Raw genomic sequence first — 23,156 nt, 5'->3', positions numbered from 1 at the left:
AACTTGCTGTTGTAAATTAACACCACTTGGCCACGGCGCAGCGGCTTAGTCGTCCTCTAGGAGTGCTGTCTGTGAAATACGCACAAGGCTGGCGACTATGACCATGGATGCGAAGACGCGTCGAGACCGCCTCGCGCACCGGGTGACCGTCGCGCGTGAAGTGACGTACGCGGAGTTGGCCGCCGAGTTCGACGTCTCCGAGATGACCATCCGGCGCGATGTCGAGGCGCTCGAGACCCTCGGCGTGCTCAGGCGAGTGGTCGGTGGTGCGATCGCGCTCCAAGGCAAGGACAACGAGCCGGCCTTCGCCGCGCGACTCGCCGACGCTGCCGAAGAAAAGCGGCACATCGCCGACGCTGTCGCAGGCCTCATTGCACATAACGAGACGCTGATCCTCGACTCCGGCAGTACCGCGCTTGCGGTGGCGAAGTCGTTGAAGGGTCGCGGCTTGGGCCTGACCGTTCTGACACCGAGTCTGTTGGTATCGCTCGAATTGATCGACGAGCCCGGGACCACAGTCGTGTTGACCGGCGGCGAACTTCGGCCGGGTGAACTGAGTCTGATCGGTCCGGTAGCTGAGGACACGTTGGCCAACTACAACTGCGACACCTTCGTGATGGGCGTGGCGGGTATCGACGCCGACCGAGGGATCTCCGACTACCACCAGGGTGAGAGCCGCGTGAAGCGCGCGGCGAGCAGACGCGCGGACCGGGTGATCGTCGCCGCCGACCAAAGCAAGCTCGGGCGCGTCACCTTCACCAGCATCGCCGCCCTCGCCGACATCGATGCGATCATCACCGACGGTGATCCCGGCCATCCCGCACTCGTGGCCGCGCGCGCCGCGGGTGTCGACGTCTTCTGCGTCGACAACCGCGCCAACGGCGGCCCGACAGAGCAGCGGGCGGAGCAGCCGTGAGTTCGTACACCATCGGGATCGACATCGGGACCACCGGCACCAAGACCGTGCTGTTCGACACGTCGCGCGGCATCATCGGGCAAGCGTCCCGGGAGACCGCGCTGCACTCACCACGCCCCGGATTCGCCGAGGCCGACACCGATCAATGGCACCGCAACGTTGTCGAATCCATCCGAGAAGTGGTGGCCGGCAGCGACATCCGCGCCGACGCGGTGCAGGCGATCGCCGTCTCAGGCATGGTTCCCGCCGTCGTGTCTCTGGACCGCGATGGAAATCCGTTGCGCAGGGCGATCTTGCAGAACGACGCCAGGGCCTCCCTCGAGATCCAGGACCTGGCACAGGCGTTGGCCGACATCGACCTGGTGACGATGACCGGTTCGGCGCTGACCCAACAGTCGGTCGCCCCCACCACGACGTGGCTGCGCGAACACCAGCCCGAGGTCTACGAAAACACAGCGCACTATGTCGGTTCCTACGACTGGGTGTTGGCGGCGCTGGGCGCCGAGATCCACGTCGAGCAGAACTGGGCACTCGAGTCGGGTCTGTTCACCGTCGACGGTGAGATCGCCCAACCCGTGCTCACCGCCGCCGGCCTCGACGCCGGTGTGTTGCCGCCGGTTCACCGCCCGGGGTCCCAGGTCGGGAATCTCAGCGAGGCCGCGGCCCGTGAGACGGGTTTGTCGGCCGGCACCGCGCTGGTGGTCGGCGGCGCCGATCACGTGCTCTCGGCGTTCGCGGCCGGAGTCAACGCGCCAGGCGATGCACTCGTGAAACTCGGTGGCGCCGGCGACATTCTGGTCGCCTCCAATACCAGGGTCGTCGACGAACGGCTCTATCTCGACGCGCACCCCGTGCCCGGCCACTGGTTGCCGAATGGCTGTATGGCCACCAGCGGCAGCCTGATTCGCTGGTTTCAAACCCTTGTCGGCGGCATTGACCTCACCGTGCTCGACGAGCAAGCAGCGTCATGCCAGCCGGCCGAAGTGTTGTGCCTGCCGTACTTCCTCGGGGAGAAGAGCCCGATCCACGATCCCGATCTGCGCGGGGTGTTCGCCGGGATGCATCTTGGTCACGGCCGTGCCGATTTGTACCGATCGGTGTTGGAGGCCATCGCCTTCGGCTTCCGGCACCACTTCGACGTGTTCACCGACATCGGTATCGGCCCGAGCAGGGTGATGGTCACCAATGGTGGGTCCAAGTCGACGCTGTGGAAGCAGATCCACGCCGATGTGCTCGGCGTTGAGATGCTGCCCGTCCGTGGCCACCCCGGCGCGTCGCTTGGCGCCGCGGTGATCGCGGCCATCGGCGTTGGCGCACTCGACGACTGGTCTGACGCCGCGCGGTTCGTCGCGCTCGACCCGCCGGTCGTTCCGGAACCGTCGAGGCGGACGGCCTACGACGACGCCTATCAGACGTGGCGGGAACTCGGTGCCGCGGTGGCGCCGATCTCGCACACCATGGCACGACGTATCGGCAATCCAACAACAATGAAAGGAACAGTGCCGCAATGATATCCACCACGACACATCGGCGGAGGCGGCCGTTCGCCGCCATCCCCATACTCGCGCTGTTGGCGGTCCTCACGTTGTTGATCAGCTCCTGCGCGGGCAGCGGCGGACCCGAGCAGCCGCAGGCGAGCGGATCCGGTGAGATCCCCAAGGACGTCTCTGGCACGGTGCGCATCCTGATGGAGAACGTCCCCGATACCGACATCGTGAAATCCATGGTGCCGGAGTTCAACAAGGACTACCCGAACGTCAAGATCGACATCGAGACCCTGACCTATGACCAGATGCGCGACAAACTGGTGTCGTCCTTCCAGTCGCCATCGCCTGCCTACGATCTGATCATCGTCGACAACCCGTGGATGGTCGACTTCGCGAACGCTAAGTTCTTGCAGCCGCTGGACTCCCGCATCGACAGCACGCCCGACTATGACGCGGCCGACTTCTTCCCGTCGCTGACGGCGATCACCACCGTCGACAAGGTGCGCTACGGCGTGCCGTTCTACAACTACGCGCTCGGATATCTCTACAACACAGACGATCTCGCTCAAGCCAAACTGCAGGTGCCCACCACCCTCGACGAGCTGGTCAGCACCTCCAAAGCGCTCAAGGTCGGAGACCGTGCGGGTATCGCGATGCAGCCGCAGCGCGGCTACAAGATCTTCGAGGAATGGGGCAACTGGCTGTTCGCGGCGGGCGGTTCGATCTACGACGCCAACGGCAAGCCCAGCCTGAACACCCCGGAGGCCAAGCGGGCACTGAACGCCTACATCGACACCTACCACACCGCCGCACCGCCGAACAGCTTGAACTGGGCCTTCGACGAGGCGTTCCGGTCCGTGTCCAGCGGCCAGGCCGCATCGATGATCAGCTACAACTGGAACCTGCCCGCGCTCAACGAGCCCGGATCCGGACCGTCGGCCGGAAAATACAAGCTGGCCCCGATTCCCGGCGGGAAGCAGGTGCTCGGTTCGTGGAGCTGGGCCATCCCGGCCAATTCCGGTGCTTCGGATGCGGGTTGGGCGTTCGCGTCATGGCTCACCTCCAAGGCGCATGACGTCGAACGAACCGAGAAGGGCGGCGCCGCGATCCGCCAGAGCACGCTGAAGAACCCGGCAGTACTCAACGGCAAGTTCGGCGCGGACTACTACAAGACCGTCGAGCAGATTCTCGCGAACGCTTCACCGTTGAGCCAGGGCCCCAGTGGTGAAGAGATGATCCAGGCCGTCGGTACCGAACTGAACGAAGCGGTGGCCGGCACCAAGAGCGTCGACGACGCTCTCGCGGCCGCGCAGGCGGCCGCCGAGAAGATCCAGGGCTAGTCGCTCCATGAGGACCCGGAAACCGATCACGTCGACGGAAAGGACACGGCCGCTGTGGCATTCAAATACCGAATGATCGCACCGCTGATCGCCCTTTTCGTGGGCGTGGTCGGTTTCCCCCTGGTGTATGCGTTCTACCTGAGCATCACCGACTACAAACTCACCAGCCACGGCGCGCCGGACCTGGTCGGCATCGGCAATTATGCTGCCACCCTGCAGGACCCGGCGTTCTGGCAGGCGTTCGGCACTACCGCGACGTTCGTGTGCGTGGCGGTCGCGCTGGAACTGACCATCGGCCTCGCACTTGCGTTGGCCCTGCAAAAGCAGCGCTGGGTGAGAGATCTCACCAGGTCGATGTTGCTTGCTCCGATGTTCATCACCCCCATCGCTGTCGGTCTCACCTTCCGATTCATGCTCAACGACCAGATCGGCGCGATCCCGCGGATGTTGCAGGCGATCGGCATCGATTACGACTTCTTCGGGCCCGGCCGCGCCCTCTACACGCTCGCCTTCATCGACGTCTGGCAGTGGACGCCGTTCATGGTGCTGCTTTTGCTAGCCGGGCTGCAGTCGATTCCCCGGGAACCGATTGAAGCCGCCAAGGTCGACGGTGCCGGTGGATGGTACGTGTTGCGTCGCGTCACGCTGCCGCTGCTCGCACCGGTTCTGGTGGTCGCGGTGTTGCTGCGCTCGCTCGACGCCTTGAAGGTGTTCGAGTACGTGTTCGCCACCACCCGCGGCGGCCCGGGCACCGAAACGCAGACGCTGCAGTACTTCGTCTACCAGACGGGGATTCAGTTCTTCCGCATCGGATCGGCGTCGTCGATGGCGTTTGTGGTGCTGCTGCTGGTGCTGACGATCATCATCGTGGCGTTCCGGCGCATGGAGAAGGCCAAGCAGTCATGAGGTCATCGCGCACGCTCGCCGTCTGCCGCATCGCGCTGCTGTGGGCCGCCGCCATCACGGTGCTCTTCCCAATGGTGTGGATCGCGCTGGCCAGCCTGAAAACACCTGAGCAGCTGAGTAATCCGTTTCTGGTGGCGTTCACACCTGACTTCGCGAGCTGGCGCAATGTGCTGTCTTCCGAGATCCTGGCCGCAGCGGGCAGAAGTGCCATCGTCGCGCTGAGCACCGTCGGTATCAGCCTGTTCGTGGGCAGTATGGGCGCCTATGCCATCGCCCGGTTCCGGGCCGGTGGCACCGTCACCCGGTTCGGAATGCTTGCCGCGCAGGTACTTCCGCCCGCGGTGCTGGTGTTTCCGTTCCTGACGATGGCCTACGCCCTACGGCTCACCGACACCCTGGTGCCGGTGATCTTCGCGCACCTGAGTTTCGTGCTGCCGGTGGTGACCTGGTTTTTGATCGGCTTCTTCGAAGCGGTCCCCCGCTCTTTGGAGGAACAGGCCCAGGTCGACGGGTTCACCCGGTTTCAGGCCTTCCGGCTGGTCGTGCTTCCCCAGGTGTATCCCGGGATCGGCGCTGCCGCAATCTTCGGGTTCACCCTGTCGTGGAACGACTTGTTCTACGGCTTGATCCTCGCCCCAGGCAAGGCGGCGATCCTGCCGGTCGCCATCGCCGGGTTCAACACGTTCCGCGGTGTGCAGATCGGGTCGATGAGCGCCGCGATCCTGATCGCCGTCGTCCCCGTCGTCATCGCGAGCTTTTTCATTCAGCGTCAGCTGGTGCAGGGCATCAGCGGTGGCGCGGTGAAGTTCTAGAAGGTTGGTGACCGTCCGCACATGACAACTATCCGATTCTCCGGTGTCAACAAGTCTTACGGGTCGAGTTCTGTGGTCAGCGATCTGAACCTGGAGTTGCCCGACGGCTCGTTCACCGTCCTCGTCGGCCCGTCCGGCTGCGGCAAGTCGACATCGCTGCGGATGCTGGCCGGACTGGAATCGGTCACCTCCGGCACGATCATGATCGGTGACCGTGACGTCACCAACCTGCAGCCACGCGACCGCGACGTTGCGATGGTGTTCCAAAACTACGCGCTCTACCCGCATCTCAGCGTCAGAGAGAACATCGCGTTCCCGCTGCGTGCTACCAAGACGCCGCGCTCGGAGGCCCTCGAACGCGCCGACAAGGTGGCCGAGTCTCTCGGACTGAGCGCCATGGTGGGGCGCAAACCGAAGGATCTCAGCGGCGGCCAGCAACAGCGGGTCGCCATCGGCAGAGCGATCATCCGGGAACCGTCGGTGTTCCTGTTCGACGAACCGCTGAGCAATCTCGATGCCAAACTGCGCGTCGAGACGCGCACCGAATTGCTGCAGATCCAGCGCCGACTGGGGATCACGAGCCTCTACGTCACCCACGACCAGGAAGAGGCGATGACGCTGTCGGATCGCATGGTGGTGATGCGCGACGGGCGAACAGCGCAGGTCGGCACACCGCTCGACGTGTACAACACTCCGGTCGACACCTTCGTCGCAGCGTTCGTCGGCAGTCCCAAGATGAACCTCATCGACGGCGACCTCCGCGGTGAAACCTTCACTCTCGCCAACGGTTTCACCCTGACCATCGCGGGTGGCGGCGCCAGCGGACACCTGACCCTCGGCATTCGTCCCGACGACCTTGTGCTGACGGCGGACGACACCGCCGACGCCCGTGTCCGGCTCATCGAACTCCTGGGACCACGAGCGATCGTCACAGTGGATGCCCGCGGCACCGAACTCACCAGCGTCGTCGAGGTGTCGCGATTGACCGGCATCGCCGAAGGCGCGCGCGTCGCGCTGTCGGCCCGACCGGGTGGGGTGCACGCGTTCGACGCACAAACCGGCCAACGCGTCGTTGGCTTCGACTCACCACAACGGCAGATGGGGACGAACATCTCATGACCAAGACAGTCGTAGTCACCGGCGCCGGCAGCGGCATCGGCAGAGCCATCGCGACGACCCTGGCACAACGGGACTGGCAGGTGATCGTCACCGACATCGACGGCGACGCAGCGCAACAAGTCGCCACATCGCTGCCGCCCATCGACGGCGCCGAGCACGAATCCGCTGTGCTGGATGTCAGTTCGCCGTCGGGCGCGGCCGCCGTCGCCGATGACGTCGCCGGCCGCCTCGGCCTGGATGCGTGGGTCAGCAACGCCGGCATCTCGTTCATGCATGCCTTCTTGGAGGCACCGATCGAGCGCTACGACAAGACGATGGAGGTCAATCTCAAAGGGGTGTTCGTGTGCGGCCAGGCCGCGGCCCGCGCCATGGTGCGTAACGGAACGCCCGGTGCCATCGTCAACACCGCGTCGATGGCAGGCAAGCAGGGCCGAGTGCCGTTCCTCTCCGACTATGTGGCGTCGAAGTTCGGCGTGGTCGGGTTGACCCAGGCGATGGCCTATGAACTCGGGCAACACGGCATCACCGTCAACTGCGTCTGTCCCGGCTACGTCGAGACACCGATGCAATCACGAGAACTCGTGTGGGAAGCGGAGTTACGCGGCACCACCCCCGACGAGGTGCGCGACATGATGATCAACGACACCCCGCTGCGACGACTCGAACAACCCGAGGACGTCGCCCGGTCGGTCGCGTTCCTGCTCTCCCCCGACGCGCGTTTCATCACCGGCGAAGCCCTGGCTGTGAACGGCGGCGCCTACATGGACTAGGCCGCCCCACCAACTTGCGATACACCACAATTGAGAGAGGTATAACGTGACCACCACCTGGCTGGACGAGGTCTTCAAGGTCAGAAAGCCCGTCATCGGCATGCTCCACCTCGCCGCACTTCCCGGCGATCCCGGCTTCGACTCCGCGGGCGGCGTAGCGGCCGTCGTCGCGCGAGCCCGCACCGAACTGGACGCCCTGCAGTCCGGCGGCGTGGACGGCGTGATGTTCTCCAACGAGTTCAGCCTGCCGTATCTGACCAAAACCGAACCGATCACCGCCATCACCATGGCCAGGGTCATCGGCGAGTTGCTGCCGCAGATCGCCATCCCCTACGGCGTCAACGTGCTGTGGGACGGGCAAGCGTCGATCGATCTGGCGGTCGCCACCGGCGCTCAGTTCGTGCGCGAGATCTTCACCGGGGTGTACGCCAGTGACTTCGGATTGTGGGACACCAACGTGGGTGCGGTCGCTCGCCACCGCGCCCGGGTCGGCGGTGCCGACGTCAAACTGTTCTTCAACATCGTCCCGGAGTCGGCCGCCTACCTGGCCAGCCGCGACCTCGAATCAATAACGCGGACCACGGTGTTCGCGACAGCGCCGGATGCCATCTGCGTGTCGGGAGCGACCGCCGGATCACCCACCGACGCCGACGCCTTGCGGCTGGTGAAGTCGGCCGCGGGTGCTACTCCGGTTTTCGTGAACACCGGGGTACGTGCGGAGAATGTCGCCGATCAACTCGACATCGCCGACGGAGCGATCGTCGGCACGTACTTCAAGCACGACGGTGTCTTCGAAAACCGCGCCGACCGGGCCCGGGTGGACGAGTTGATGACCGCGGCACGCAAGTTCCGCGAGCAATTGGCGTAACAAGCCCTACGGATGCCGACGTGTCAAGTTCGCACACGAAATGGCTTCCACCACATTGAATTCGACGGTTCGGTTGGGCGTCGGCTTGGCGCTCACATATCCGGTGAGTTGAAGAAGTTCACCGGTTTCGAAACCGAAGAACGTCAGGCCCGCCCTGGCGTCGCAGTGCAGGTTGCCGAGGGTGTTGAAGACGCCGTTGCCCGGATAGTCGGGGAACCGCAGCGTCGTGCCGTCGGCGGAACACTCGACGAACCCGGGCGGGCCGCCGCGGTGCGAGACGTCGGCGCTGAGATCGGGGCCGACGGTTGCGATGAACATCGTGTCGGCAGCCGCAACGAGTGCCCGCCCCTCGGCAGACACCCGGTCCGATCGGATGCGGGCCGGGTGTGCCGCGACGTCCTCGGCGTCGAGCTGATGGTTGTGAATGTATTTGGGGCAGTTGGCATAACACTCGGCCACCATGATTGTCATGCCGCCCTCGTCGGCGCGCAGCGTTCCATTGATCCTCGCACGCATCCGCCGCTGCAGATCGATGGCGAGCATCCCGGCTGGCCAACCGGTCCCTCGGCCTCCCGCCCCGAGGAGCGGGTCCCCCGTGAGCATGTGCGCGGCAATCCGCACCTCGGTGTCAGTTACAGTGCCGATGAACCCCGGCTTGCCGAAAACTGGTGACGCCCAGACATGCCCGCCCTCATCGGAGCCGCCGATGAGAGCCCAGGGCAACGTCGTCAAGAATCGCGACAGCGCATTGGGCACCGTCGTCCGAACCGTGCGCGCCATCTTCGCGGCCTGCGCGACCGTATCCGCCTGAGCCTGGACTGCCAGTTCACCGGCGTGATAGGTCCGTCGCATCAGAAGAACCCGCAACTGGGCGCGCCATCCTCACGTGCAGGGTGGGCTTCCAGGCCCTCACTGGTGCAGATTTCGACGCGAATTCCATCGGGATCGGTGAAGAAGATGCCGCCCGACGTGGCGCCCGGCTGGTGGGCCAGGATGTCGTCGTAGATCAACGCGACATCGAGTTGCCGCAGTCGATCCTGTGCGGCCTCGACATCGGCGAGGGTCGGCACGGAGAACGCGATGTGATGCAGGCCGGGCTGTGCAGTCTGGAAGGCGCCGTCGCTCTGCTGCCAAAGCGTGAGGGTGACGGTGTCGGCACGCCCGAGGAACGCGTACCGGCGGCCGTCGTCAGTGCCTTCGGCAAGCAGATCGAAGCCGAACACCGCCCGGTAAAAGTCCATCGAGCGGGCGACATCTGTGACATTGAGACCGACATGGCCGATCGGAGAGGCCACTGGCGTGGGGTCCGTTTGGGCTCTCATTGCTTCCTCCTCGTTTGAGTAATCTAACTGTCTAAAACATCGTAGAGGGTTAGAAGAATTCTTCGCAAGCCGAGCACAATGCGCAAAAGGCGGTTATCGACTGTTGTGCGGGTTGTGCGCACAAGCGCGACGTCGTTGCCGATCCTTCGTAACTTCAGACGCGAGCCCATCCCGGGTGAGTGACGAAGAACGGATCAGAGATTGCTTATCTCATTGCGCGCCATGCAGATTCGAGGGGGAACGTCGAAGGGGGTCTATCTGCTGCGCGACAACCTGAGCGGCTATGAGGGATCGCTCGACACGCTGTTGTCCGCACTGATGGGCGGTGCCTCGCGTCAGGTCGACGGCCTCGGTGGCGACGCCACGACCACCAGCAAGGTCGCCATCGTCGGCGCCTCAGATGAGGACGGCGTCGACGTCGACTACCTGTTCGCCCAGGTCGACCCCGGCACCGGCGCTGTCGACTGGACCCCCACCTGCGGCAACATTCTTGCCGGCGTGGGGCCGTTCGCGATCGAGCGGGGTCTGGTTCCGATCACCGGTGAGCAGACCGAGGTACGCATCCGGTTGGTCAACACCGGAGCCCGCGTCGCGGCGACCGTACGTACACCCGGCGGCGTGGTCGAGTACAGCGGTGATCACCACATCGCCGGTGTCGCCGGAACCGCCGCTGGAGTCGCATTGACCTTCACCGACTTCGCCGGTGGCACGACAGGCAGACTGTTCCCCACCGGCAACCGCACCGACCACATCGACGGTGTCGAGGTCAGCTGCGTCGACGCAGGCGTGTGCGCCATCGTCATGCGGGCAACTGATCTGGGCCTCACCGGTGCGGAGAGCCCCGCGGAGATCAACACCGACGGCGTGCTGCTGCAACGGGTCGAGCGCATCCGTCGCAAGGCAGGCGAGTTGATGGGGATGGGCGACGTGACCGGTCGGGTCGTTCCCAAGGTCATGCTGGTCTCCGACTCCGGGGTGGCCGACATCCGCTCGCGCTACCTCGTCCCGGCCTCATGCCACCCCGCGCACGCGGTCACCGGAGCCATGAACCTGGCCGCCACGGTGGCCATCCCGGGGACCGTCGCCCACGAATTCCACACCGGATCAACCGGATCCGCTATCCGTATCGAGCACCCAGGCGGCGTCCTCGAGCTCGCTGTCAGCCTCGACGACGAGTCGCCGATCGGTGCCACGATCACCTCGACAGCGCGAAAACTTTTCGACGGCACGGCCTTTGTCGAGCTCCCCGCTACCAACGAAAACAAGTGAGGACGATGTCCATGAAAATGCGTCTGGTGTCGGCCGCGGTCATCATCGTCGGCCTCGGAACCCTGTTCACCTGGCTGGCATTGCCTGCGGGCTGGCTGATCGCAGGCATGCTCGGAGCGGCGATCGTCGCGTTGACCTCCCGGCGCGAACTCAACCCGCCCGCCAAGGCGATGTCGGCCGCCCAGGGGGTCATCGGTGTCGTCGCGGTCGAACCGCTCACCAGGCTGACGCCGTCGGACCTGGTCCACTTCGCGGGCTGCGCAGCCTTCTCGGTCAGCGTCACCCTGGGCTTGAGCCTCGTCTTCGGACTGGCCCTCGCGCGGTTGGCCAGGGACCTCGGCACCGCGACCGCCAACCTGTCCGTGATCGCAGGCGGCGCGAGCACGATCTCCAGCATGGCCCGCGACCTCGGCGCCGACGAACGCTACGTGGCACTGTCGCAGTACCTGCGCCTGACCATCGTCGTGCTGACGATGCCGATGGTGCTCGGTGCGCTCGGCACCAGGGACCAAGCCCCGGGACTCGTTGCACCCCAGGACCACTGGAACATCGTCGGACTGCTCACGATGGCGGCGTTGATCTTCGTCGCCGGACATGGCGCCAAGCTGATCCGGATGCCTGCGCCGTTCCTGCTCGGCCCGCTGGTCGCGACCGCGGTGTTGGCGGTCACGGACCCGTCGTTCGCCACGCTGGTGAGCCCGACCACGGTGGTCACCAGCATCGCGTACGTGGTGATCGGATGGCAGGCCGGCGGCGGGTTCGCCGTCGACGTGCTGCGCCGGTTCGTCCGGTTGATCCCGCTGACGCTGGCCTTCATCGCGCTCACGATCGGCAGCTGCTTCGGAGTCGCTGTCGCCGTGAGCCATTGGGCTTCGGTGTCGCTGTCCGACGCCTACCTGGCCACCACCCCCGGCGGCATCTACGGTGTGTTGGCCATCGCCAACGAGGTGCACTCCGGGCCGATCGTAGTGACACTGCAGGTGCTCAGGCTGATCACGATGGTGTTCGCCGCCGGACTCATTCCGAAGCTGATCGGATGGTTCGACGACCGGTCACGGCGGCCGTACCGGATCCCCATGTCGCCGCAACTGGCCGCCGTCGCCGCGTAGGTCTCAGACGTCAGAGCTTTCGCGCCACAGGTCGATACCGGATTCCCTGGCGTGTTCGTCGATTTCGCTCAGCTCATCCTGGGTGAACTCGAGGTTGTCGAGCGCTCCGAGGTTCTCCTGCAGTTGTTCGACGCTTGACGCGCCGACCAGTGTCGAGGCCACCGCGGGATTGCGCAGCACCCAGGCCAGCGCCATCTGGGCCAGGCTCTGGCCACGCCGCTTGGCGACGGCGGCCAGACCCTGCAGACGTTCGCGCACGTTCTCGGTGACCAGCTCGTCGTCGAACGTCGGACGTGTTGTGGCCCGCGAGATTTCGGTGGCCGGTTGGTCCAGGTAACGGTCGGTCAGCAAGCCCTGCGCCAGCGCGGTGAACGCGATGGCGCCCATCCCGGCGTCGGAGAGGGTGGAGAGCAGATCGCCCTCGACCCACCGATTCAGCAGCGAATACGACGGCTGGTGGATGACCAGTGGGGTACCGAGGCGCTTTGCGATGGCCGCCGCTTCGGCGGTCTTGGAGGCCGAGTACGACGAGATGCCGACGTAGCGGGCCTTACCCGCGCGCACCGCGGTGTCGAGCGCGCCGATGGTCTCCTCGAGCGGGGTCACCGGATCGATGCGGTGCGAGTAGAAGATGTCGACGTAGTCGAGTCCGAGGCGATCCAGCGAATCATCCAGACTGGCAAGCAGATACGCGCGACCACCAAGCTGGCCGTACGGGCCCGGCCACATGTCCCACCCGGCTTTGGTGGAGATGATCAGTTCGTTGCGGTACGGCTTGAAGTCGCGACGCAACATGCGGCCGAAGTTCTCTTCGGCCGACCCGTACGGTGGGCCGTAGTTGTTGGCGAGGTCGAAATGCGTGACACCGTGCTCGAACGCGTACCGCAGCACTCGACGTTGATCGTCGAACGCCCGGTTGTCGCCGAAGTTGTACCACAGGCCCAGCGAGATCGCGGGCAGCAACAGCCCCGAGGTACCCACTCGCCGGTAGGGCATCGCGTCGTAGCGCTGCTGCGAAGCCACCCACGGATCGTTCGTGAACGGGACACCGGAGATGGGAAGGTCACTAGTCATCAAATGATCCTAAGCGTTTGAATAGGTTGGTGTACAACGGCGTTCACGATGCCTTCGCGGCATCACGCCACGATTCCAGGAAGCGGAGGAAGGCGGTCGCACCCGGATCCTGCAGGCCGATGCTGCGTTCCTGCAACCAGGATGCCCGGCCGCGGCGCGACTGCAGGGCGGTGGTGTCGATGACCGCGCGCTCGGCGCCCGCGATGGCGTCCTGCAATCCCGACACGGCGTCCGTCGCGTCGTCCAAGGCGTCCGCCGCGGGCATGATCGCGTCGAGGATGGTCTTGTCACCGAGTTGAGTCTTACCGCGCAAAGCGATGTTGTCACCGGCCGCGCGGATGAACCTGGCCGCGTCGCCGACCGAGATCTCGGTGACGTCGGTCCAGATCTTCGAGCCGGCAAGCAGCCCGCCTGCGACCAGCGCAGCCATGGTCGACGGATTGGCGTTCGCGAACGCCTTGGCGCATTCACGCGCGATCTGCGCAGGTGTGACGGAGTCCGGTAGCGCGCTCACCGCCTCGATCACCGCCTCGGCCCCGAGCGTGACCGTGATGCCCAGATCGCCGTCGCCCAGCGCCTGATCGAGATCCCGTAATTCGTCGGCGCTCTTCACCAATTCGGTGAGGCTGCCCCGGATCTGCTCCTTGAGTTCGTCCGCGTTCACGGCTCAGGCCTGCTCGAAGAACGGAGACGACGCGGGCGCGTTCAGCAGAGCCAACCGCTCGTCGTTGAGTGCCAGCAGAGAGATCGAAGCTCCCGCCATCTCCAGGCTGGTCGCGAATTCCCCCACATAATTCTTGGCGATCGCGATCCCGAGTTCGCTGAGCACCTGGTGGGTGCGGCGGTACAGGATGTAGAGCTCCTCCAGCGGCGTCGCCCCGAGGCCGTTGACGAGGACGGCCACCCGGTCGCCCGACGTCAACCCCAGATCGTCGACCAACGCCGTGACGATCCGATCCGCGATGGCGTCTGCGGTGTCGAGTTCACCACGGTGAATCCCTGGCTCGCCGTGGATTCCGATTCCGATCTCCATTTCGCCGTCCGGCAGCTCGAAGCTCGGGGCGCCGGTGGTCGGCAGGATCGTCGGGGACAGGCCTATCCCCATGGTGGCGGTATGTTCCACCACGTCCTCGGCGACCGCGGCGACGCCGTCGAGATCGTCGCCGCGATCGGCGGCGGCGCCGGCAGCCTTGTAGGCGAAGAAGATTCCTGCCACGCCGCGGCGGTCGGCCTTGCGCTCCTTGGGCTGGCTGGCGACGTCGTCACGGCCCAGCACCGTGCGCGTCGGAATGTCCTCGAGTTCGGCCAGGTCGGCGGCCAGGTCGAAGTTGAAGACGTCACCGCCGTAGTTGCCGTACAGGTACAGCACCCCGGCACCGCCGTTCACCGCGGCCGTCGCCTCGAAGCACTGTTGCGAGCTCGGCGAGCTGAACACGTTGCCGATCGCGACGCCGTCGCACAAACCCTTGCCCACATAGCCTTTGAAGAGCGGCAGATGTCCGGAGCCACCGCCGGTGACGATGCCTACCTTCCCGTCGACGGGAGCGTCGGCACGCACCATGATCCGGCGGTCGTCGCCGGGCGTCTTGACCTTGTCGGGGTGCGCGAGCAGGATGCCTTCCACCATCTCGTCGACGAAATGCTCGGGTTGGTTCAGGATCTTCTTCATCTGTTCCTCTGTCCGGATGTGCGGTGCGATCAGCGGTCGGCGCCGACCGTGGCCGGCTGCGCCGGTTTTCGTCTGCGGCGGCGCAAGGTGACCTGATCGGCGATCATCACCAGGATCAGGATCACCCCTTGGGCGATCGCGTACTGGTACGCCGACAGCCGTAGCGCGGTGAACCCGCTGGCGACGATTTGCAATGTGAGCGTGGCCAATACGACGCCGAACACCGTGGCGAAGCCGCCGGTCGGGTTCGTTCCGCCGAGCACCGCGATGACGATGACGAGCAGAACATAAGACGCCCCGTAGTCGGCAGACGCCGAAGGATTGCGCGCGATGAACAGCACCCCGGCCAACCCGCCCAGCAGACCTGTGACCAAATAGGTGCTCGTCAGCACCGAACGACTGCGGATGCCCGAGTAACCGGCCGCCATCGGGTTGGAGCCTTCGAGCTGGATCTTCAGGCCGATCGGTGTGCGGTTGATCAACAACGCGACGAGCGCCGCGGCCACCACGAAAATCAGGAACAGGATCGGGATTCCGGCGACTGTCGCCTGGCCGAGGTTGGTCAGCGCCGCAGGCGAACCGTAGAGGGTGCGGCCTCCGGTCCACACCACCGCGATCCCGTTGTAGACCTGCATGGTGCCCAGCGTCGCCAGAATCGGCGTGATACCGACGTAGGCGACCAGCACGGCGTTTATCGCGCCGCCCAGCAATCCCATTGCCAGCCCGGCCAATACGAGCAGCGGTGTCAGCTGCTCGGCCAGCGCCGGGTTGCTGGCGTGGATGGTGGTGTACAGCGTCGACATGGTGATGGCCGACAGGTTGGCGATGTTCACCAGCGACAGGTCGATGCCCCCGGTCAGCATCGCCAGCATCATGGCGATCGCGAGCACACCGACTTCCGGCGCGGCCAGCGCCAGGTTCTGCAGGTTCAGTGTGCTGAGGAAGACGTTGGGGCGCAGCGCGGCGAAAAATGCGAACGCGACCACCAGCAGCAGCAACATCCGCCCGGTGCCACGGCTGACCTGCAGCCGATCCATGAGTTCGGTTGTGCGCGTGCCCAGATCGTCGTTGAGTTGGCGGAGGCCGGTCATACGGTCATCGCCTCCTGCGTCAGATCCGGCCCCTCCGCGCTCGGCTGGCGTTTACGGCGGCGCTTGGCCGATACGGCCTGCACACCGACGCCGATGATGAGCAGCGTGCCGACGGCGGCGCGCTGCCACGCACTGGGAACGCCGGCCAGGATCAAGCTGTTGCCGATCACCTGCACCAGCAACACACCCAGGATGGTGCCGACAACCGATCCGCGGCCGCCGAAAATCGACGCACCGCCCAGCACCACAGCGGCGATGATGTCGAGCTCGGTGCCGACCAGATCCTGCGGGCTGGCGCTGCGACCCATGATGATGTAGATCAGTCCGCCAAGCGCTGCCGTCATCCCGACCAGCACGTAAAGCAGGATCTGGGTCCTGACCACCCGGAACCCGGCGCGTCGCGCCGCCTCGACATCGCCGCCGATCGCATAGATGGAGCGCCCGAACATGGTGCGCCGCAACATGAACGCGACCACACAGCACAGCAGCACCGCTGGGATCACCATCACGTGCAGGTAGGCGCGGCCGCTCTCGGTCGCCACCGACAGCAGGTTGGTGGTCGACAGGCTGGCGATGGCGGGCGGCAGGTCCGCGATGTAGCGCGAACCGACGAAGGTCAGCAGGGCGCCCTTGAAGATGCCCTGGGTGCCCAGCGTGACGATCAGCGTCGGCAATCGGAAGCGCGCTATCACGACGCCGTTGATCAGGCCGAGCGCGGCACCGATCGCCAGGGCGAGCAGGACAGCGCCGACCAGACCTGTGCCGAAGGCGCCGGACCCGAACGCAATCACGGTCGTGTACGCGGCGAATATCGCTATCGCGGCGAAGGATACGTCGATTCCGCCACTGATGATGACCAGCAGCACGCCGAGCGCAAAGATCAGGGGCACGATCGAGCTACGCACGATCGCGAACAGCGTCGACACCGAGAAGAACACCGGATTGAGCATCGACATCACGATGATCAGCCCGAGCAGAATCAGCGCAAGGATGCCTTCGTTGTTGCGTCCCCGAAGATCGGATATCGAGAAGCGTTGCGGCCGTGTCTCGGTCACGCCGCGATCCTCTCCAGGATGAGGTCAGAGTTGACGTCGTCGTCTTCCAGGGTGTGGGTGATCCGGCCCTGCCGGACCACGACGACCCGGTGGCACGCGGCGACGAGTTCGGGGACGTCGTCGGAGATGACGATGATGGCGCGGCCCTCGGCAGCCTCACTGCGCAGAATCTCGAGGATGTCCGCCTTGGAGCCGACGTCGACGCCGACGGTGGGCCCGTTGAGGATCAGCACACGAGGTTTGATGGCCAGCCATTTGGCCAGCACCACCCGTTGGGCGTTCCCGCCGGACAGCGAACGCACCGGGGCTGCGACGCGCGGCGCCTTGATGCGCAGCCGGTCGAACAGTTCGCGGATGGTCGCGCGGGTTTTCGCGTTGTCCAGTGTGCGCCAACGCGTCCGGTACCGGTCGAGCGATCCCGCGATGATGTTGTCGCCGATGGCGCGGTCCATGAACAGGCCCTGCGTCAGCCGGTCCTCGGGGACGTAGCCGATGCCTGCGGCGATGGCGTCCTGGATCGAGCGTAGGGTGACCGGCTTTCCGTCGAGTTTCACTATGCCGCTCGACGCGGGACGCACCCCGAACAGCGCTTCGGCGATCTCGGTCCGGCCAGAGCCGAGAAGCCCTGTCACACCGAGGATCTCACCCGCACGGACGGTGAAGCTCACGTCGGTGAAGGCACCGGGGCGGTTCAGTCCCTCGACGTCGAGGACCACCGGCGCGGTGGCGGGCAGCGCACTGACGACGCGTTCTTCGCTGAGTTCGCGTCCGGTCATCCACTCGCTGATCGACTGCCGGGTGAACTCACTGGTCGGACCGGTGACCACCTGCCTGCCGGAGCGCAGGATCGTGACGCGCTGTGCCACGCGCAGGACTTCGTCGAGCTTGTGGGAGACGAAGACCAGGCCGACCCCGCGTGAGCGAAGCGTGTCGACGAGGGCGAAGAGGCGGTCGACTTCGCTGTGCGTGAGCGCGGTGGTGGGCTCGTCCATGATGATGACGCGGGCCTCGTGTACGACGGCGCGGCAGATCGCGGTGAGTTGGCGATCGGCGACAGTCAGCGCCGCGACGTCGGCGTCGAGGTCGAGGTTCAACCGCAGTTCGTCGACGATGCGCTTGGCCGTCTGCTTCGCATCCGACGGCGAGTAGAGCCGACGACGTTCGGCCACCGCGCTGGTGAGCGCGATGTTCTCGGCGACGGTCAGATTCCCGAACAACGAGAAATCCTGGTAGATCACCTGAATACCGCTGGTGATCGCGGCGGTCGCGTTCATGAAGCGGTGTGCGACGTCGTCGATGACGATCTCGCCGGCGTCCGGTCGTTCCGCGCCGGAGATGATTTTGATCAGCGTGGACTTGCCGCAGCCGTTTTCGCCTGCCAGGCAGTGCACTTCGCCGGGATAGAGGTCGAAGGAGACGCCGTCAAGGGCCGTGACGCCGCCGTATGTCTTGACGATGTCACGTACCTGGAGCACCGGCTTGGCCGTGTCGGTGGCGCTTGGTGCTGTCATTGGTGACACTTTCCGGCACGGCCGCGCAGGATCGCCGCGGCCGCGCCTTCAGCTACGGTGCTGATCGTCAGAAGTTGTACTGGGACATGGTCTTTGCGTCGGCCTCGAGTGCGGCGTTGCCGACGTAGACGTTGTCGTAGCCGTCGAGTTTGGTCAGCGACTCGTACCCGGGGATGTTGAGGTTGGTACCTGCCTCGATCTTCTTGCCCTGGGCGAGCATCATGGCGATCTGAAGTTGTGCCTCACCGGCCAGCGCGGGGTCCCAGAAGAAGATCTTGTCGATCGATCCGTCGGCGAGGTACTTCGACGCCGCGGACGGGATCGAGGTGCCCATCACGCAGATCTTGTTCTGCAGACCCGCTTCCTGAACGGCACGCGCGATTCCGGGCACGTCGTTGCCAGCCGAACCCTGGAAGCCCTTGATGTCGGGGTACTTGGCAAGCACTTCCTTGGCCTTCTCATAGGCCGCCTGCTCGTTGTCGGTGCTCTCGATCGGGTCTTCGACGCGTGTCATGTTCGGGTACTGGCTGGTTTGCAGGTCATGCGCTGCGCCGACCCACTGCATGTGGGTCTTTGCGGTCAAGCCGCCGACGAACTGGACGTACTTGCCCTGCTGGCCCATGCACTGTGCGAGGTTCTGCATGATCTGCTTGCCGTAGGCCGCGTTGTCGAAGGCCTCGATGTCGATGTCGGCGTTCTGGATTCCGGTGGCCTCGTGCGTCACCACCTTGATGCCCTGCGCGCGGGCCTGGCCGAGGACGTTCTGCAACGCCTCCGGCGAATTGGGCACGACGGTGATGGCGGTGGGATGCTGCGGGATCAAGTCCTGGATGATCTGGATCTGCTTCTCCGGACTCGTGTCGTCCGCGCCCTCCTGCCGGGTGTCGACACCGGTGCGTTTCGCAAAGTTCTGATCGCCGACGGCCATCCGGTCGAACCACGCGATGCCCTTGACCTTGACGACGTTGACCATCGTCATGTCCTTCGGGTCCTGCGTGCCGCCGCCCGCTGGGGCACTGCTGTTGCCTGCGGCTCCCCCGCCGACTGAGCCACAGGCGGCGATCAGGGTCATGGTCAAGCCCACGGCGCCCAGAAGGGCTGCCCGCCTTTGCTGCATACGTCACTCCCTTGTGAACTCCCGGATTTCGGGCCGACCGCAGCCCGACCTGCGTGACAGTAGACGTGACCCTGCGCACAGTCAAGCATCAGGTGGCACGAAATCGTGCATTAGGGTGTGGCAAATGCGCGAAATCGTGCATCATGTGGCTAACACAGCGTTGCGACTCACGCCGAGGTCGCTTAGTCGAGAGAAGGCTGTTCGGAATGTCACGTCGCGCGGATATTGTCAATCGCCTGCGGGAGCAGGGGTTTCAGAGCGTCAATGCGCTGGCCCAGGCATTCGACGTCGATGCCTCGACCATCCGGCGCGACCTCGACAAGCTCGCCGCGGATGGCGTCATCGAGCGCACCCACGGCGGCGCCGTGCCCATCGACCGTGGACCGGCGGCACCCGGTCAAAGCAGTCGGCACCACGCGGAGAAGGCGGCCATCGGTGCGGCGATGGCCGAACGCGTGCACGAAGGTCAGACGATCCTGCTGGACACCGGCGAAACCACCCTCGAGGTGGCCCGACATCTGCACCATTCCCGGCTGACAGTGGTCACCCACGATCTTCGCGTCGGCCTGGAGATCGCATCCAAGCCGTCGATCAACCTGGTGTTCGTCGGCGGCGAACTACTGCCGTCTGGGTTCGGTATGTGGGGGCCCACATCTGTGCAGCAGGTCGAGAACCTGCGCGTCAACGTGGCCATCTTCGGTGCAGGCACCATCATGGACGACGGCATCTACTCCGCGTCCAGCTATGAGATCGAGTTGAAGCGCAAGATGCGGTCGATCGCAAGCGAGGCGTTCTTCGTCGCCGACAGCTCCAAGTTTGGACGCGAAGCTCTGTTCAAGGTGTTCGGATTCGAGGAGTTCACTGCTGGGATAACGGATTCGATGCTCGACCCCATTCGCGCCGCCGCGCTCCCGCTCCCGGTCATCCGGGTCGCGGTCGACCGCTGACGTGACAGGCGCGCGATACGTCGCCGAAACACGCGGCGGCTAGGTTGGTTCGGGACTGTGTCGAGAGGAGTGGGCGATGAGCACCCCAACACGAGCGACGTACCGCACCATGGTCGAGGGCACCGCCGAAGACTATGCGCTCATCGCTCGCGCGGAAGCGGCGAACAACGCCGAACTGGTCCCCCGCGTCATCGCACTGGTCGAAGCCCTCGCAGATGGTGAGCAGGCATACCCGGTCAGCCGGTTGGACCATTCCCTACAGTCGGCGACCCGGGCTTTCGACGACGGCCGCCCCGTCGAGTACGTCGTCGCTGCGCTGCTGCACGACATCGGAGACACGTACGCCCCGCACGCCCACGGAGCGTTCGCCTCGGCGGTGATCGCGCCGTACGTGTCCGAACGGATGGCCTGGATTGTCAAGGTGCACCCTGAATTTCAGCAGTACTACTACGCGCCGCACATGGGTGGTGTCCGCGACGCCAGGGAGAAGTTTCGCGGGCATCCGTGGTTCGACGATGCCGTGGAGTTCTGCGAGAAGTACGACCAGAACTGCTTCGACGTCGACTTCGAGCACCGGCCGCTTGACTTCTTCCGCCCGACGGTCGAAGAAGTGTTCGCCCGCGAACCATGGACGGCTCGGTAACGAAGCCTCTCCAGCTATCAGCCAGCTTTCCTTCTTACGATGATCATCAACGTGGTCACGGCATAGAGCGCGCTGATCCACATTCGCCTCGGCCCTGAACGGAGTCGCCCGCGTGGGGAATTCACGCCCGTCGATCCTGCTTGTCCACGGCGCCTGGATGCAATCGTGGACATGGGCGAACGTGATCACGATTCTGACGACATCGGGGTGGGACGTGCGAACCGTCGACCTCCCGACGACGGCGGCCGATGGTGCGTCGCGCTTCGCGCTCTACGACGACGCCGCCGTCGTGCGCCGCGCCATCGGTGACATCGACGGACCGGTGGTCGTCGTCGGGCACTCGTATGGCGGTGCGGTGGTCTCCGAGGGCGCCGCCGGGCTGGCCAATGTCGCGCGACTGGTCTACGTGTGCGCCTTTCAACTCGACACCGGTGAGTCCCTTTTGGAGGTCGCCGGTGGCCGGCCACTCCCCTGGTGGCTCATCGACGGTGATGTCATGACGGTCGACAATCCCCAGCACCTGTTCTTCAACGACATCAACGCCGACGAAGCCGACCGGACGGCGGCCCGACTCCTGCCGTTCAGCTTCAAGGCGGTCACCCAACCGCTGACCGGCGCCGCATGGCGCACCGTGCCGTCCACGTACATCGTGTGCGACAACGATGTCGCGTTCGGGGACGGTCAGGACGTCTTCGCGCAACGGGCCACGGCGGTCCGCCGGTTGCCGTCCGGCCACTCACCGTTCCTGTCGGTGCCGCGCGAACTCACCTCGCTGATCATTGAAGCGGCATCCGGTTAGATCGGTCGCAATCCGACCGCTACACCTGGCCGAGTGGCCGGCAAGCGTTGGAAACCGGATTCCAGTACTGTCCGTCCCCGCAGTTCGGCGGGAACGGCACCAACGGCGGCCTGCACACGTTGCCGACCGGGTCCCACCAATCCCCGTTCTGGCAGCCGAGCGGGGCCGGTGGCGGCGGTTGACAGACGTTGGCGACCGGATCCCACCACTGGCCGTTCTGGCAATCGAGCGGTTGCGCCGAACCCGCTGCCGGGATGACCAACGACAGGGCGGCGATCGGCGCAACAGCGGACGTGACGAGCGTCGCGCGACGAACGAACTTTCCCATGGCATCAGCCTGCCCCGTCCAAGGCGTGCTCAAACCGGCTTCAACTCCTCGACCCGAGGTGGTGGGCGAAGAACCGGCCCGTGCAGTCGCGCTCGTATTCGGGCGTCTGGTAGCGGCCACCCGAGTGGGCGCGCAGTGTCTTCTCCTGCGAGCCGAAGGCGTCGAACAATGCCAGACCGGACTCCCGGCTGAAATTCTCGTCATCCCACGGCATCCGGTACTCGACCGGCACGGTGATGCTTCGCGCCAGTTCGATCAGAGCAGGCGTCACAACGACCGCGCCGAAGCTGACGGCGCCGATCCTGCGATCGATGGTCGTCAGCTTGAGGCCGGTGGTCGCGCCAAGGGCCACCCCGCCGTAGCCGACGGGCGCCTCGGCACCGATCTCGGGCAGCGCTTGCAGAGCGTCCAAGGTGGCCTGCCATTCCGGCACGGCGCGCTGCATCAACGTCGCGCTGTATTCGGCGACGATCGGTGCGATCGGCTCGCCGGCAGCGCGGGCCCGATGGATGGCCTCGGCCCAGCGCTGATCCTCGGGGCTACGTGGCCGTTCGCCGTGACCGGGCGCGTCGATCGCGGCGACGGTGAACCCGTTGGCAGCCGCGTTGTGGAGCGCATGGGCGACAAGCCCCGGCGCCTTCTTGTGCATGCCGCCGGAGTGTCCGGTCAGCAGCAGGGGTAGCCCCGCGGTTGCAGATCCGGGTGACCAGAGCACGCCGGTGATCTCACCGAGGGTGAAGGTTCGTTCGACGACACCGTTCGACGATGTCCGGGAAGTGAAATGCATGGTGTTGCCTTTCGGGATTGCCTTCTTCAGGCGCTCCCGGCGACACCTACGGCTATCGCTGCTCGACCGTGAACACGAGTGGGAGCACCCACATGGTCACTTGGTTCATGGGTCTCACCTCCTCGCGTGATGTCACGGCCTTGCGCACACTAACAAGCGGTTCGCCACCGGTCCAACACTTTTCGCAGTCGGGGGTATCGGCCTCGGCGATTCGGCC

General features: G+C 65.2%; 24 protein-coding genes. 13 read left to right on the top strand and 11 right to left on the bottom strand.

Going from position 1 to position 23,156, the window contains the following annotated elements; all coding sequences use genetic code 11:
- Positions 1-97 precede the first annotated feature (97 nt).
- Genes C1A30_RS04095 through C1A30_RS04060 form a run of 8 tightly spaced genes read left to right on the top strand, consistent with a single transcriptional unit; the run spans position 98 to position 8,218 of the window.
- The gene (locus C1A30_RS04095) at positions 98-916 is read left to right on the top strand and encodes a DeoR/GlpR family DNA-binding transcription regulator (protein WP_101946977.1); all 819 of its coding nucleotides are present in this window, start codon (positions 98-100) and stop codon (positions 914-916) included.
- Complete coding sequence (locus tag C1A30_RS04090; protein ID WP_101946976.1) at positions 913-2,427, top strand: FGGY-family carbohydrate kinase; 1,515 nt, start codon at positions 913-915, stop codon at positions 2,425-2,427. Before C1A30_RS04095 ends, C1A30_RS04090 begins: the two co-directional genes overlap by 4 nt.
- Positions 2,424-3,743 carry a sugar ABC transporter substrate-binding protein gene (locus C1A30_RS04085; protein ID WP_101946975.1) on the top strand — a complete coding sequence of 440 codons (1,320 nt, stop codon included), beginning with the start codon at positions 2,424-2,426 and terminating at the stop codon, positions 3,741-3,743. The genes C1A30_RS04090 and C1A30_RS04085 overlap by 4 nt, the downstream gene beginning before the upstream one ends.
- A 54-nt stretch (positions 3,744-3,797) precedes the next feature.
- Positions 3,798-4,649 carry a carbohydrate ABC transporter permease gene (locus C1A30_RS04080; RefSeq protein WP_101946974.1) on the top strand — a complete coding sequence of 284 codons (852 nt, stop codon included), beginning with the start codon at positions 3,798-3,800 and terminating at the stop codon, positions 4,647-4,649.
- Positions 4,646-5,461, top strand: coding sequence for a carbohydrate ABC transporter permease (locus tag C1A30_RS04075; RefSeq protein WP_101946973.1), 816 nt, complete (start codon positions 4,646-4,648; stop codon positions 5,459-5,461). The genes C1A30_RS04080 and C1A30_RS04075 overlap by 4 nt, the downstream gene beginning before the upstream one ends.
- A gap of 21 nt (positions 5,462-5,482) precedes the next feature.
- Positions 5,483-6,580: an ABC transporter ATP-binding protein gene (locus tag C1A30_RS04070; protein ID WP_101946972.1), complete on the top strand. Its 1,098-nt coding sequence runs from the start codon at positions 5,483-5,485 to the stop codon at positions 6,578-6,580.
- Positions 6,577-7,350 carry an SDR family NAD(P)-dependent oxidoreductase gene (locus C1A30_RS04065; protein ID WP_101946971.1) on the top strand — a complete coding sequence of 258 codons (774 nt, stop codon included), beginning with the start codon at positions 6,577-6,579 and terminating at the stop codon, positions 7,348-7,350. Before C1A30_RS04070 ends, C1A30_RS04065 begins: the two co-directional genes overlap by 4 nt.
- 46 nt (positions 7,351-7,396) lie before the next feature.
- Positions 7,397-8,218 carry a BtpA/SgcQ family protein gene (locus tag C1A30_RS04060; RefSeq protein WP_101946970.1) on the top strand — a complete coding sequence of 274 codons (822 nt, stop codon included), beginning with the start codon at positions 7,397-7,399 and terminating at the stop codon, positions 8,216-8,218.
- A gap of 6 nt (positions 8,219-8,224) precedes the next feature.
- Here the strand turns inward: C1A30_RS04060 and C1A30_RS04055 are convergent, their stop codons facing one another.
- The gene (locus C1A30_RS04055; RefSeq protein WP_101946969.1) at positions 8,225-9,070 is read right to left on the bottom strand and encodes a pyridoxamine 5'-phosphate oxidase family protein; all 846 of its coding nucleotides are present in this window, start codon (positions 9,068-9,070) and stop codon (positions 8,225-8,227) included.
- Positions 9,070-9,540, bottom strand: coding sequence for a VOC family protein (locus C1A30_RS04050; protein WP_101946968.1), 471 nt, complete (start codon positions 9,538-9,540; stop codon positions 9,070-9,072). Before C1A30_RS04050 ends, C1A30_RS04055 begins: the two co-directional genes overlap by 1 nt.
- 222 nt (positions 9,541-9,762) lie before the next feature.
- Between C1A30_RS04050 and C1A30_RS04045 the strand changes: the two genes are divergently transcribed.
- Together C1A30_RS04045 and C1A30_RS04040 are read left to right on the top strand one after the other, a co-directional pair.
- Positions 9,763-10,809: a PrpF domain-containing protein gene (locus tag C1A30_RS04045; protein ID WP_235009639.1), complete on the top strand. Its 1,047-nt coding sequence runs from the start codon at positions 9,763-9,765 to the stop codon at positions 10,807-10,809.
- A gap of 11 nt (positions 10,810-10,820) precedes the next feature.
- Positions 10,821-11,918 carry an AbrB family transcriptional regulator gene (locus C1A30_RS04040; protein ID WP_160112684.1) on the top strand — a complete coding sequence of 366 codons (1,098 nt, stop codon included), beginning with the start codon at positions 10,821-10,823 and terminating at the stop codon, positions 11,916-11,918.
- A gap of 3 nt (positions 11,919-11,921) precedes the next feature.
- Here C1A30_RS04040 and mgrA read toward each other — a convergent pair whose 3' ends face one another.
- The 7 genes from mgrA to C1A30_RS04005 form a co-directional block, all read right to left on the bottom strand.
- Complete coding sequence (gene mgrA, locus C1A30_RS04035; protein WP_101946965.1) at positions 11,922-12,992, bottom strand: L-glyceraldehyde 3-phosphate reductase; 1,071 nt, start codon at positions 12,990-12,992, stop codon at positions 11,922-11,924.
- 43 nt (positions 12,993-13,035) lie between these two features.
- Entirely contained in the window at positions 13,036-13,656 is a 621-nt protein-coding gene (locus C1A30_RS04030; RefSeq protein WP_101946964.1) for a DAK2 domain-containing protein, read from the bottom strand.
- Between the two features lie 3 nt (positions 13,657-13,659).
- The gene (locus tag C1A30_RS04025) at positions 13,660-14,661 is read right to left on the bottom strand and encodes a dihydroxyacetone kinase subunit DhaK (RefSeq protein ID WP_101946963.1); all 1,002 of its coding nucleotides are present in this window, start codon (positions 14,659-14,661) and stop codon (positions 13,660-13,662) included.
- A gap of 29 nt (positions 14,662-14,690) precedes the next feature.
- Positions 14,691-15,752: an ABC transporter permease gene (locus C1A30_RS04020; protein WP_200828153.1), complete on the bottom strand. Its 1,062-nt coding sequence runs from the start codon at positions 15,750-15,752 to the stop codon at positions 14,691-14,693.
- Positions 15,749-16,807, bottom strand: a complete 1,059-nt coding sequence (locus C1A30_RS04015) for an ABC transporter permease (protein ID WP_200828152.1) — start codon at positions 16,805-16,807, stop codon at positions 15,749-15,751. Before C1A30_RS04015 ends, C1A30_RS04020 begins: the two co-directional genes overlap by 4 nt.
- Positions 16,804-18,318, bottom strand: coding sequence for a sugar ABC transporter ATP-binding protein (locus C1A30_RS04010; RefSeq protein ID WP_101946962.1), 1,515 nt, complete (start codon positions 18,316-18,318; stop codon positions 16,804-16,806). The genes C1A30_RS04015 and C1A30_RS04010 overlap by 4 nt, the downstream gene beginning before the upstream one ends.
- Before the next feature lie 67 nt (positions 18,319-18,385).
- Positions 18,386-19,435, bottom strand: coding sequence for an autoinducer 2 ABC transporter substrate-binding protein (locus C1A30_RS04005; protein WP_101946961.1), 1,050 nt, complete (start codon positions 19,433-19,435; stop codon positions 18,386-18,388).
- Between the two features lie 206 nt (positions 19,436-19,641).
- Between C1A30_RS04005 and C1A30_RS04000 the strand changes: the two genes are divergently transcribed.
- The 3 genes from C1A30_RS04000 (at position 19,642) to C1A30_RS03990 (ending at position 21,824) form a co-directional block, all read left to right on the top strand.
- Complete coding sequence (locus tag C1A30_RS04000) at positions 19,642-20,382, top strand: DeoR/GlpR family DNA-binding transcription regulator (RefSeq protein WP_101946960.1); 741 nt, start codon at positions 19,642-19,644, stop codon at positions 20,380-20,382.
- A 76-nt stretch (positions 20,383-20,458) separates the two neighbouring features.
- Entirely contained in the window at positions 20,459-21,025 is a 567-nt protein-coding gene (locus C1A30_RS03995; protein WP_101946959.1) for an HD domain-containing protein, read from the top strand.
- A 112-nt stretch (positions 21,026-21,137) separates the two neighbouring features.
- Positions 21,138-21,824 (top strand): alpha/beta hydrolase, encoded by a 687-nt coding sequence (locus C1A30_RS03990; protein WP_142392541.1) that lies wholly within the window; start codon positions 21,138-21,140, stop codon positions 21,822-21,824.
- A 19-nt stretch (positions 21,825-21,843) separates the two neighbouring features.
- Here C1A30_RS03990 and C1A30_RS03985 read toward each other — a convergent pair whose 3' ends face one another.
- Together C1A30_RS03985 and C1A30_RS03980 are read right to left on the bottom strand one after the other, a co-directional pair.
- The gene (locus C1A30_RS03985; RefSeq protein WP_101946957.1) at positions 21,844-22,152 is read right to left on the bottom strand and encodes a hypothetical protein; all 309 of its coding nucleotides are present in this window, start codon (positions 22,150-22,152) and stop codon (positions 21,844-21,846) included.
- A gap of 40 nt (positions 22,153-22,192) precedes the next feature.
- Positions 22,193-22,939, bottom strand: coding sequence for an alpha/beta hydrolase (locus C1A30_RS03980; RefSeq protein ID WP_101946956.1), 747 nt, complete (start codon positions 22,937-22,939; stop codon positions 22,193-22,195).
- Positions 22,940-23,156: the final 217 nt, after the last annotated feature.

The sequence above is a fragment of the Mycobacterium sp. 3519A genome, from assembly GCF_900240945.1.
Taxonomy (GTDB): Bacteria; Actinomycetota; Actinomycetes; order Mycobacteriales; family Mycobacteriaceae; genus Mycobacterium.
The sequence above is the reverse complement of the archived record's forward strand: the minus strand, read 5'-3'. Positions and strand labels throughout refer to the sequence as shown.

Coding starts and splice junctions, on each gene's coding strand:
- C1A30_RS04065 (WP_101946971.1), top strand. CDS start 6,577: ATGACCAAGACAGTCGTAGTCACCGGCGCCGGCAGCGGCATCGGCAGA.
- C1A30_RS04050 (WP_101946968.1), bottom strand. CDS start 9,540: ATGAGAGCCCAAACGGACCCCACGCCAGTGGCCTCTCCGATCGGCCAT.
- C1A30_RS03980 (WP_101946956.1), bottom strand. CDS start 22,939: ATGCATTTCACTTCCCGGACATCGTCGAACGGTGTCGTCGAACGAACC.
- C1A30_RS04000 (WP_101946960.1), top strand. CDS start 19,642: ATGTCACGTCGCGCGGATATTGTCAATCGCCTGCGGGAGCAGGGGTTT.
- mgrA (WP_101946965.1), bottom strand. CDS start 12,992: ATGACTAGTGACCTTCCCATCTCCGGTGTCCCGTTCACGAACGATCCG.
- C1A30_RS04040 (WP_160112684.1), top strand. CDS start 10,821: ATGAAAATGCGTCTGGTGTCGGCCGCGGTCATCATCGTCGGCCTCGGA.
- C1A30_RS04055 (WP_101946969.1), bottom strand. CDS start 9,070: ATGCGACGGACCTATCACGCCGGTGAACTGGCAGTCCAGGCTCAGGCG.
- C1A30_RS04070 (WP_101946972.1), top strand. CDS start 5,483: ATGACAACTATCCGATTCTCCGGTGTCAACAAGTCTTACGGGTCGAGT.
- C1A30_RS03985 (WP_101946957.1), bottom strand. CDS start 22,152: ATGGGAAAGTTCGTTCGTCGCGCGACGCTCGTCACGTCCGCTGTTGCG.
- C1A30_RS04095 (WP_101946977.1), top strand. CDS start 98: ATGACCATGGATGCGAAGACGCGTCGAGACCGCCTCGCGCACCGGGTG.
- C1A30_RS04045 (WP_235009639.1), top strand. CDS start 9,763: ATGCAGATTCGAGGGGGAACGTCGAAGGGGGTCTATCTGCTGCGCGAC.
- C1A30_RS04020 (WP_200828153.1), bottom strand. CDS start 15,752: ATGACCGGCCTCCGCCAACTCAACGACGATCTGGGCACGCGCACAACC.
- C1A30_RS04085 (WP_101946975.1), top strand. CDS start 2,424: ATGATATCCACCACGACACATCGGCGGAGGCGGCCGTTCGCCGCCATC.
- C1A30_RS03995 (WP_101946959.1), top strand. CDS start 20,459: ATGAGCACCCCAACACGAGCGACGTACCGCACCATGGTCGAGGGCACC.
- C1A30_RS04075 (WP_101946973.1), top strand. CDS start 4,646: ATGAGGTCATCGCGCACGCTCGCCGTCTGCCGCATCGCGCTGCTGTGG.
- C1A30_RS04005 (WP_101946961.1), bottom strand. CDS start 19,435: ATGCAGCAAAGGCGGGCAGCCCTTCTGGGCGCCGTGGGCTTGACCATG.
- C1A30_RS04010 (WP_101946962.1), bottom strand. CDS start 18,318: ATGACAGCACCAAGCGCCACCGACACGGCCAAGCCGGTGCTCCAGGTA.
- C1A30_RS04025 (WP_101946963.1), bottom strand. CDS start 14,661: ATGAAGAAGATCCTGAACCAACCCGAGCATTTCGTCGACGAGATGGTG.